Origin of the sequence: Herbaspirillum sp. B65, assembly GCF_000333555.1 — a bacterium.
Classification (GTDB): domain Bacteria; phylum Pseudomonadota; class Gammaproteobacteria; order Burkholderiales; family Burkholderiaceae_D; genus Herbaspirillum; species Herbaspirillum rubrisubalbicans.
Genome location: NZ_BADI01000382.1, coordinates 1 through 10,147 on the forward strand (window position 1 = coordinate 1; position 10,147 = coordinate 10,147).

General features: G+C 59.3%; 9 protein-coding genes and 1 pseudogene. 8 read left to right on the forward strand and 2 right to left on the reverse strand.

Going from position 1 to position 10,147, the window contains the following annotated elements; all coding sequences use genetic code 11:
* The 6 genes and pseudogenes from I5W_RS09285 to I5W_RS29655 all read left to right on the forward strand — a co-directional run.
* Positions 1 to 1,096: molybdopterin-containing oxidoreductase family protein (locus I5W_RS09285; RefSeq protein WP_044529007.1), on the forward strand; the 1,096-nt coding region annotated here is incomplete at its 5' end.
* 368 nt (positions 1,097 to 1,464) lie between these two features.
* Positions 1,465 to 3,166: pseudogene (locus tag I5W_RS09290) on the forward strand (long-chain-fatty-acid--CoA ligase).
* 314 nt (positions 3,167 to 3,480) lie between these two features.
* Positions 3,481 to 3,726, forward strand: coding sequence for a hypothetical protein (locus I5W_RS09295; protein WP_044529008.1), 246 nt, complete (start codon positions 3,481 to 3,483; stop codon positions 3,724 to 3,726).
* Positions 3,723 to 4,673 carry a hypothetical protein gene (locus tag I5W_RS33275; RefSeq protein WP_252716963.1) on the forward strand — a complete coding sequence of 317 codons (951 nt, stop codon included), beginning with the start codon at positions 3,723 to 3,725 and terminating at the stop codon, positions 4,671 to 4,673. Before I5W_RS09295 ends, I5W_RS33275 begins: the two co-directional genes overlap by 4 nt.
* A gap of 10 nt (positions 4,674 to 4,683) precedes the next feature.
* A complete protein-coding gene (locus I5W_RS09305) occupies positions 4,684 to 5,124 on the forward strand; it encodes a hypothetical protein (protein WP_044529009.1) in 441 nt (146 codons plus the stop codon).
* A 79-nt stretch (positions 5,125 to 5,203) separates the two neighbouring features.
* Positions 5,204 to 5,626: a DUF7738 domain-containing protein gene (locus I5W_RS29655; RefSeq protein WP_083893505.1), complete on the forward strand. Its 423-nt coding sequence runs from the start codon at positions 5,204 to 5,206 to the stop codon at positions 5,624 to 5,626.
* A 199-nt stretch (positions 5,627 to 5,825) separates the two neighbouring features.
* Here the strand turns inward: I5W_RS29655 and I5W_RS09310 are convergent, their stop codons facing one another.
* Complete coding sequence (locus tag I5W_RS09310; protein WP_026052084.1) at positions 5,826 to 6,776, reverse strand: 2-hydroxyacid dehydrogenase; 951 nt, start codon at positions 6,774 to 6,776, stop codon at positions 5,826 to 5,828.
* Positions 6,777 to 6,870: 94 nt separating this feature from the next.
* The gene (locus I5W_RS09315; RefSeq protein ID WP_044529010.1) at positions 6,871 to 7,281 is read right to left on the reverse strand and encodes an acyl-CoA thioesterase; all 411 of its coding nucleotides are present in this window, start codon (positions 7,279 to 7,281) and stop codon (positions 6,871 to 6,873) included.
* Positions 7,282 to 7,435: 154 nt separating this feature from the next.
* On the opposite strand from I5W_RS09315, the gene I5W_RS09320 reads away from it, so the two are divergent.
* A complete protein-coding gene (locus I5W_RS09320; protein WP_044529011.1) occupies positions 7,436 to 9,340 on the forward strand; it encodes an ABCB family ABC transporter ATP-binding protein/permease in 1,905 nt (634 codons plus the stop codon).
* Between the two features lie 85 nt (positions 9,341 to 9,425).
* A partial coding sequence (locus I5W_RS09325; RefSeq protein WP_044529012.1) for a LysR family transcriptional regulator occupies positions 9,426 to 10,147 on the forward strand: 722 nt, incomplete at its 3' end.

A 10,147-nucleotide genomic window follows, 5' to 3' on the forward strand; every position in this document is an offset into this window, starting at 1 on the left:
CGGACAGTTCCCCAAGGATATGGCCGCCTTGAGCCGTCCCGACCTGGCTGCGCGCCATGGCCAGCCCAGTCGCGTCATCAACATGAGCACCATCGGCGATGACCTGTTGCGACCCGCATCGCCGGCATTCGGCCCCAAGGTGGAAGCACTGATCGTCTACAACTCCAATCCGGTGGCAGTGGCGCCCGAGTCCGGCAAGGTGGCGCAAGGCTTTGCCCGCGAGGATTTGTTTACGGTGGTGCTGGAACATTTTCAGACCGATACCGCCGACTATGCCGACATCCTCTTGCCGGCCACCACCCAGTTGGAACACATCGATGTGCACGCCTCCTATGGGCACGTCTACATCATGGCCAACAACGCCGCCATCGCCCCCATGGGGGAGGCCAAGCCGAATACGGAAATCTTCCGCCTGCTGGCTGCGGCCATGGGCTTCACCGAAGATTGCTTCAAGGACAGCGACGACCAGTTGGCCGCCGTGGCCTTCCGTCGCGATGATCCGCGCAGCGGCGACTATGACTGGGAAAAATTGAAGCAGAAAGGTTGGCAGCGCCTGGCGGTACCGGTGGCACCCTTTGCCGAGGGCGGGTTTGCCACGCCCTCGGGCAAGTGCGAGTTCTATTCCGAGCAGATGAAGGCAGCGGGGCTGGACCCCTTGCCGACCTATATCCCGCCCTATGAATCGGTGGCCAGTAATCCGCAACTGGGCGCGAAGTATCCGCTGGCGATGATCTCGCCGCCGGCGCGCAACTTCCTCAATTCGTCCTTCGTCAACGTGCAGAGCCTGCGCGATACCGAAGGCGAGCCGCACCTGGACATGCATCCGCAGGACGCTGCCGCGCGCAGCATCGTCAACGGCGATACGGTGCGCATCTTCAATGACCGGGGTGCCATGCAGGCGCGCGTGCGGGTCACCGACAAGGCGCGCCCGGGCCTGGTGGTGGGCTTGTCGATCTGGTGGAAGAAGTTCGCCGCCGATGGCAAGAACGCCAATGAAGTCACCAGCCAGCGCCTGACCGACATGGGCAATGCCCCGACCTTCTATGACGTGCTGGTGCAGGTGGAAAAACTGCCGCAGCCGGCCCTGGCGGACTGAGGCGTGCGCGCCTGATACCCCCTTGCGGCGCAGCAAGGCGAGGGGGAAAATCTTTCCTTCCTGCACCAAAAGACGGCCCAGGGACAGTGTCCCGGCGTATCATGCCGGATGGTTTTGCCGCTCCCTGTGCGCAGTTTGCGTATAAAAACTGAATGCGAAGTCGCCGCGATCCGGCGCCAATTCGGGTACTAATTTGCAAAATTTCTCGCATTTGGGGAGCAAAAAGCTTGCTCCGCGCTCGAATGCTGGATAGCATCTGCGGTAAATAAAAAAACAGTCGGGCTTTTTTGCTGTGCGCGCCAATGCGGTGGCATCGTTTCACCGCCCCAGCTTCAGCGCACGTTATGACCGGAGACAGAGGACCCACTATGGACAGATTCTGGCTTGCATCGTATCCCGCAGGGCGTTCCCGCTGACATCGACCCCAGCCCCTATGGTTCGCTGGTGCAGATGATCGATGAAGCTTTCGTCAAACATGCCGACCGCAATGCCTACGTCTGCATGGGCAAGTATCTGCGCTACCGCGAGCTCGATGCCATGTCGCGCGCACTGGGTGGCTGGCTGCAGGGACTGGGCCTGCAGAAGGGTGCACGCGTGGCCATCATGATGCCCAATGTGCTGCAATACCCGATTGCCATTGCCGCCATCCTGCGGGCCGGCTATACGGTGGTCAACGTCAATCCGCTCTATACCGCCCGCGAGCTGGAACACCAGTTGAAGGACTCGGGCGCCGAAGCCATCTTCGTGCTGGAAAACTTTGCCTGCACGTTGCAGAAGGTGGTGGCCCATACCCGGATCAAGCACATCGTGGTGGCCAGCATGGGCGAGCTGCTGGGTACGCTCAAGGGCGCCATCGTCAACCTGGTGGTGCGGCACGTCAAGAAGCTGGTGCCGGCCTGGTCGCTGCCCAATGCCATCAGCTTCAGCCGCGCGCTGTCCCAGGCCCAAGGCCGGAGCTTGCAACCAGTGCTGCTGACCCCGGACGACATCGCCTTCCTGCAATACACTGGCGGCACCACCGGCGTGGCCAAGGGCGCGGTGCTGACCCATCGCAACCTGGTGGCCAACGTGCTGCAGGCCGAGCAATGGTTGACCCCGGCGTTGAAGTCGGGCCAGCCCATCGACCAATTGGTATTCGTCTGCGCGCTGCCGCTGTATCACATCTTTGCGCTCACGGTCTGCAACATGCTGGGCACGCGCGAAGGGGCGCTCAACCTGCTCATCCCCAACCCGCGCGACATTCCCGGCTTCGTCAAGGAACTGGCCAAATACAAGGTCAACACCTTCCCCGCGGTCAATACGCTCTATAACGCGCTGCTCAACAATGCCGACTTCGCCAAGCTCGACTTCTCCGGCTATCGCTGCTGCGTGGGCGGTGGCATGGCGGTGCAAAAGGGCGTGGCCGACAAGTGGAAGGCGCTGACCGGCTGCCCCATCATCGAAGGCTATGGCCTGTCGGAGACCTCGCCCATTGCCAGTGCCAATCCCTGCACCATCGATGACTACACCGGCACCATCGGCCTGCCGCTGCCCTCCACCGAAATCGCCATCCTGGATGACGATGGCCAGCCGCTGCCGCTGGGCCAGCCGGGTGAAATCGCCATCCGTGGGCCGCAGGTGATGCCGGGTTACTGGCAGCGCCCCGATGAGACGGCCAAGGTCATGACGCCGGATGGTTTCTTCAAGACCGGCGACATCGGCATCATGGATGCGCGCGGCTATACCAGGATCGTGGATCGCAAGAAGGACATGGTCCTGGTGTCCGGCTTCAACGTCTATCCCAACGAGATCGAAAGCGTGGTGGCGCAGCACCCGGGGGTGCTGGAATGTGCTTGCGTGGGCGTGCCCGACGAACATACCGGCGAGGCGGTCAAGCTCTTCGTGGTGCGCAAGGACAAGTCGCTGACCACCGAGCAGTTGATGGCCTATTGCAAGGAACAGTTCACCGGCTACAAGAAGCCCAAGTACATCGAGTTCCGCGATGAACTGCCCAAGAGCAACGTGGGCAAGATCCTGCGCCGCGAACTGCGTGACGATCCTGCCAAGGCGCCGCAGAAACAGGCGGCCTGAGCGGTTTGAATACCGATGAAAAAGCCGCTGCCGTAATCTGATCTCATCATTTGGTCCGTAAAATTGCTACACGAAGGCCTGAGTCCGGTATCGCACTGGACTCAGGCCTTTTAGTTTTGATTTGATACCTTGCTTGTTGCAATCGTCGATGCAGGCTTGGCTCGACGCATAGCTGGGTGACTCCCCTTTGGGCAGGTCTTCAAGGTCTTTAGGACATCGTCGGTATATACAATTGCAAGTTTCAACAGGGAAAAATTAGAATGCGCGCCGGTGTGACATCAGGGAGGGACACTTGATGAACACAGGAACCTCGCATGATCCAAGCGCCCCCGGGTCTGGAAAAGCTGCTTTCAGGCTATCAACACGCCCGCATTCTGCGGCGGATTTTCTCGTATAACGACGCCCCCCTATCTGCATTGCTCGCCAACCAGCTTGACGCTAGCGAGTGGCGATCACGTGACTTCACGCTCAGTCTTCAGATCATGACTGATCAAGCCAGACTTGAGCTCGGAGACCTGCCGTGCCTCCCGTTCGACATGACGCGGGATGAGCTGGCATGACGACCAAAGGAGTCATCCTCGAACAGGCTGAGAGGTCAGCCACGCGCATCGAGCCGCACGGTGGCGGCGCCAACACAGCCGTCAAGGCAGAGACTGCGGCCGAGAAAACGTTTTGGCAAAAATCCAGCCCCTGGGTGCATGGTGTGCTGGGCGTGGCCAGTTTCGTTCCGGGGTTGTCGGTCATCACGGGTGCGATCGACGCGGCAATCTACACCGCGGAGGGCGACTACACCGAAGCAGGTATTGCCGCGGCCAGCATGATACCCGGCGGCAAAGTCGTCACGACGGTAGGCAAGGTCGCCAAGCGCGCAGTAGGCATGGCCAAAGGTGTAGGAGCGGCCAAACGAGGCGCGAAGGGAGCTCGCGAGACTGAAGAGGCGCTCAAGGCCGCGAGGGCCGCAAAAGAAGCGGAGGAAACCGCCAAGTTCGCGAAGGATGTCAATGCAGCGAAGGCGGCTAGAGAAGCTAAGCAAGCAAAGGAAGCAGCCCAGGCGGGTGCCGGAGGCAAGGGTGGTGGCAAGGATACGACCGTAAAGAAAAGGCCAAAGGGGCCTTGCGATCATTTGCGACAGGGAAGTGGTAAAGGGCCTTATCGAGGGGGCGCACATGGCAAGACGAGCAAGCCTGCTAAGGACGGAAAAGATTCGCATCACATGCCAACTGATCGCGTCAGCCCGTTGAAGCGCAATGAAGGTCCGGCAATTCAAATGGACCCTCTCGATCATAAAAACACATCAAGTTACGGATACTTAAAGAAAGCTGCTTTCTATCGAAAGAAGGTCGGAAATCTCATCAAGAAAAAACAATGGCGTAAAGCGATGGTTGTTGAAATCAGTGATGTGCGAAAGATAGCTAAGAAGGTGGGGGATCAGCGAAAATATAACGAAGCGATGCTGGAAATGCTGGAATATTTTAAATGTCTGGAAAAGCACGGTTTATTGCCTTAGGAGATTTAGTATGCAAGAACATATCATCATGTCTTACGTAGGCGTGGGGCCGCTTAAGTTTGGAATGACTCGGGAAGAGGTTCATCAAATATTGGGTGCCCCTTTATCCGTGGAGAAATGCCGCTTCCTTGAAGAATTAACAGAATATTGGAGCGAGAATGGTTTGCAACTAACCTATTCGGAAACGGATGAAAGATTGCTAGAAATTAGCCTGTATCCCAATCTCCCAAATGTTCAATTGAACGGACTCAAATTGTTCGAAGTTCCGGGAGCGTATGCCTTTAAGGTTCTGCATGATTGGGACGACGCACCGCTTACAATCGCTGGCGCGAGTATCTTTCTCAAACTCGGACTAGCTGCCGGGGGCTTTTTGGACGACGATGATAATGATAAATCGGTGACAGTATTTGCAAAAGGAAGATGGGATGATTGGCCATCAGAAGAAAATTGAAGCCTCTGATCTAACAAGCTCTTATCGATCTCTATAAAGAAAGCGTGAGCGCGTATCAACGTTGAATTTTTAGACCGTCATGCAAGAACATATCATTACGTCTTACGTTGGCGTCGGACCGCTCAAGTTTGGAATGACTCGGGAAGAGGTTCATCAAATATTAGGTGCACCATCATCTACAAAGAAAAGCCGATTCTTCAATGAATCAAGAGAATATTGGAGCGATAACGGCTTGCAGTTAACTTTCTCGGACACGGGTGACGGATTAGTAGAGATTGGCCTGTCTCCCAATCTCCCAAATGTCCAATTGAATGGACTCAAATTGTTCGAAGTTCCGGGTAGATATGCCTTTAAGGTTCTACATGATTGGGACGATGCGCCTCTTGCAAGAACTGGCACGAGTATCTTTCTCAAACTCGGATTAGCTGTCCATGGTTTTTTGGAAGACTATGACGATGACAAAGCAGTAGCGGCTTTTGCAAAAGGAAGATGGGATGATTAGCCCTCAGAAGAAACTGGAAGCCTCTGTTCTCACAAGCTTTTATTGATCTTCTCTAAAAGCATGAATGGACACGAGCCGGGCGACCGCATTCCATTGCGCTGGCGAGAAACTCCCGGCACTGAAACCATTCCCCCCTAAGCCATCAACAAAAAGCCGCTGCCGGCGCAACCCGGCAGCGGCTTTTTGCCTGTATGAAGCTTTATTCAGGAACCGGCGTTACCACGGGCTTTCCGTCGAAGTGGACCTGCAGATTAGTGAACGCCAGTTCCGCCATGGCCGTGCGCGTGAGCAGCGTGCCGCTGGCCATGTGCGGGGTCAGCACCACGTTTTCCAGCGCGGCCAGTTCGGCCGGGATATGCGGTTCGTTGGCGAACACGTCCAGGCCGGCACCAGCGATCTTGCCAGCCTGGAGGGCGGCGATCAGGGCCGTCTCATCGACCACCGAGCCCCGTGCCACGTTGATCAGATAGCCCTGGGGGCCGAGTGCTTCCAGCACTTCGGCATTGACCAGCGCGCGCGTGCCGGCGCCACCGGGGGTGATCATCACCAGGAAATCGACCGCCGCGGCCAGCGAGACGATGTCTTCCATATAGGTGTAAGGCACGTCCTTGCGCGAGCGATTGTGATACGCAATCTGCATGTCGAAGGCCGCCGCTCTCTTGGCGATGGCTTGCCCGATGCGGCCCAGCCCGACGATGCCCAGGCGCGCGCCGCTGACCTTGGTGGTCAAGGGGAAGGGGCCGTTCTGCCACTGGCCACTGCGGGCGAAATGGTCAGCCCGCACTACCTTGCGCGCCACGGCCAGCATCAGCGCAATGGCCAGGTCGGCCACGTCATCGTTGAGCACGTCGGGCGTATGGGTGACCTGGATGCCGCGCTCGCGGGCGGCCGGCACATCCACGCCGTCATAACCAACCCCGAACACCGAAACGATTTCCAGCGCCGGGAAGCGCGCCATGAATTCACGTCCGACCTTGGCTTCGCCATTGGCGGCAATGGCGCGCACCTGCGGGGCGATGGCGGCCAGTTGTTGTTCGCTCAGGCCATCGAGGATCAGGTTGTGGCAGGTGAAGTTCTGCTGCAGCAGGTCCAGCAGAGCTTGGGGCAGGCGGGCGACGATGAGGACGGTGGGGCGGCTTGATGAAGTCATGGTCATTAGGAAGAGGGTAAGGAGCAGACAGGCATCACGATACGGAGCAATCCGGCCCTGTGGGCTGAAAAATTTTCACTTCAGCAGATGTCACTTATAGTGCCGGATCCAGCGGCGGCAGCGGACGCGGCTTGCGGCTTTCATCGGTGGCCACGTAGGTGAGGGTGGCTTCGGTGACCTTGACGATCTCGGTCTGCAAGCGGTTGCGCTCGGCATAGACCTCGACATTGACGGTGATGGAAGTATTGCCGACCTTGACGATGTCGGCATAGAAGGACAGCAGGTCGCCCACGAACACCGGATTCTTGAACAGGAAGGAATTGACCGCAATGGTGGCGACCCGGCCATTGGCGCGGCGCGTGGCCGGCAGCGAACCGGCGAGGTCGACCTGGGCCATGATCCAGCCGCCGAAGACGTCGCCATAGACGTTGGCGTCCGAGGGCATGGGCACGACCCGCAGTTGCGGAGCCTTGCCGGGCGGGAGTTGGGAGACGGTGGATGACATGGGGGCTCCTTGCTAAAACGTGAAGTCCGGCGGCCAGCCGGGTTGACTCTTATAATTCGGGTTTGCGCCCGCAGGCGCGGCAAGGGCCTAGTGTATCGGATGTTGTGGTCTTGCTGTCCCGCCGCGTGCCGTCCTTTTCTTTTGTGATCCGCCCATGCGCCGCTATCCCAATTCTTCCGCCTCGCCCCAAGCTCCCATCAAACGCCAGCGCGGCGACTGGGAAGTGGTCAGGACGCTCTTGCCCTATCTGTGGACCTACAAGTGGCGCGTGATGCTGGCGCTGGCCTTTCTGGTGGGGGCCAAGCTGGCCAACGTGGGCGTGCCGCTGGTGTTGAAGAAACTGGTGGACGCCATGACCATCACGCCGGCCCATCCGCAGGCGCTGCTGGTGTTGCCGCTGGGCCTGCTGGTGGCCTACGGTGCCTTGCGGCTGGCCACCGCGCTCTTTACCGAATTGCGCGAACTGATGTTTGCCCGCGTCACCCAGCGCGCGGTGCGCACCATTGCGCTCCAGGTGTTTCGCCACCTGCACGCGCTGTCGCTGCGCTTCCATCTGAATCGCCAGACCGGTGGCATGTCGCGCGACATCGAACGCGGCACACGCGGCGTTTCCTCGCTGGTGTCATACACGCTCTTTTCGATCCTGCCCACCCTCATCGAAATCGTGCTGGTGCTGGCCTATCTGGCCACGCATTACGACATCTGGTTTTCCGTCATCACGGCGGGGGCGCTGGTGCTCTACATCCTCTTCACCATCACGGTGACCGAGTGGCGCACGCATTTCCGCCGCACCATGAACGAACTGGATTCACATGCCAATAGCCGCGCCATCGATTCGTTGCTCAACTATGAGACGGTGAAGTATTTCGGCAACGAGGAATTCGAGGCGCGTCGCTATGACGAAGGTCTGCAGCGCTACGAACGCGCGGCGGTGAAGTCGCAGAGTTCGCTGTCGCTGCTCAATACCGGGCAATCGGCCATCATCGCCCTGGCGGTCAGTTTGATCCTGTGGCGCGCCATTGCTGGTGTGATCGATGGCAGCATGACCCTGGGCGATATGGTGCTGGTCAATGCCTTCATGATCCAGCTCTACATTCCGCTCAATTTCCTGGGCGTGCTCTATCGTGAAATCAAGCAAAGCCTGGCCGACATGGAACGTCTGTTTGCACTGTTGGAAGAGAACCGCGAAGTGGCCGACCGACCGGGCGCACATCCTTTGAAGACGCAGGGCGCCGAGCTGCATTTCGAGCATGTCGATTTCAGCTACGAGCGCAATCGGCAGATCCTCTTCGATGTCGATTTCACGGTGCCGGCCGGTACCACCACCGCCGTGGTCGGCCACAGTGGCTCGGGCAAGTCCACGCTGTCGCGCCTGCTGTATCGCTTCTACGATGTCGATCAGGGCGCCATCCACATCGATGGCCAGGACCTGCGCAATGTCACCCAGGCGTCGCTGCGCCAGGCCATCGGCATCGTGCCGCAGGATACGGTGCTGTTCAACGACACCATCGAATACAACATCGCCTACGGCAAGCCGGGCGCTAGCCGCGAGCAGATCGTGGCGGCGGCCAAGGCGGCCTATATCCACGACTTCATCGAATCGCTGCCCGAGGGCTATGCCAGCATGGTGGGCGAGCGCGGCCTGAAACTGTCGGGCGGCGAAAAGCAGCGTGTGGCCATTGCCCGCACCTTGTTGAAAGACCCGGCCATCCTGATCTTCGACGAAGCCACCTCGGCCCTGGATTCACGCGCCGAGCAGGCGATCCAGCAACAGCTCGAAGAGATCGCCCGCGAACGCACGACCCTGGTCATCGCGCATCGTCTATCGACCATCGTCAATGCGCACCAGATCCTGGTGATGGATCATGGTCGCATCATCGAGCGCGGTACTCATGCCGGGCTGCTGTTGGCCGGCGGTCTGTATGCGCAGATGTGGTTGCGTCAGCAGGCCGGGGCGGAAGAAGGGGGCGGTTCGATTTTGCCGGTGCCGCCATCGGCGGCGCCTGGCATCGAAGCCGATGCCGAACCCAGCGTGCTGATGCCGGCCCAGCGTCGCTAGTTTTTCGCGGCACAGAGCCGCTTGCGTCGGCGCAGGCGCAGCGGCACAATGCGCGCATTCGACCTAGAACGGAAGTGGGCAGGCAATGGAAAGCAAATGGCTTGAGGATTTCGTCTCCCTGGCGGAAACGCGCAGTTTCAGTCGTTCGGCGGAGTTGCGGCATGTGACGCAACCGGCCTTCTCGCGACGTATCCAGTCACTGGAAGCCTGGCTGGGCAGCGACCTGATCGACCGCACCTCCTACCCCACGCGCCTGACCGCCGCCGGCGAGGTGTTCTACGAACAGGCCGTGGCCATGCTGGGGCAGATCAACAATACGCGGGCGCTGCTGCGCGGCAAGCGGCCCACGGCCCAGACCACCATCGACTTCGCGGTGCCGCATACGCTCTCGCTGACCTACATGCCCAAGTGGTTGAGCGCGCTGGAATCGGGCTTCGGCGCCATCAATACCCGCCTGATCGCCTTGAACGTGCATGATGCCGTGATGACCATCGTCGAAGGCGGCTGCGACCTGCTGCTGTGCTATCACCATCCGCGCCAGCCGGTGCAACTCGATGCCAGCCGTTACGACATGCTGACCATGGGCACCGAGACCATGCGTCCCTATGCGCGCTGCGACCGCAATGGCAAGCCCGATTACGTGTTCCCGGGCAGCTCCAAGGCGCCCTTGCCCTTCCTCTCCTACACCAGCAATGCCTATCTCGGACGCATGGTGGAGTTGATGATGACCGATACCAAGCGCCCCCTGCACCTGGCCAAGCGTTACGAAACCGATATGTCCGAGAGCCTCAAGATGAGGCGCGGAAG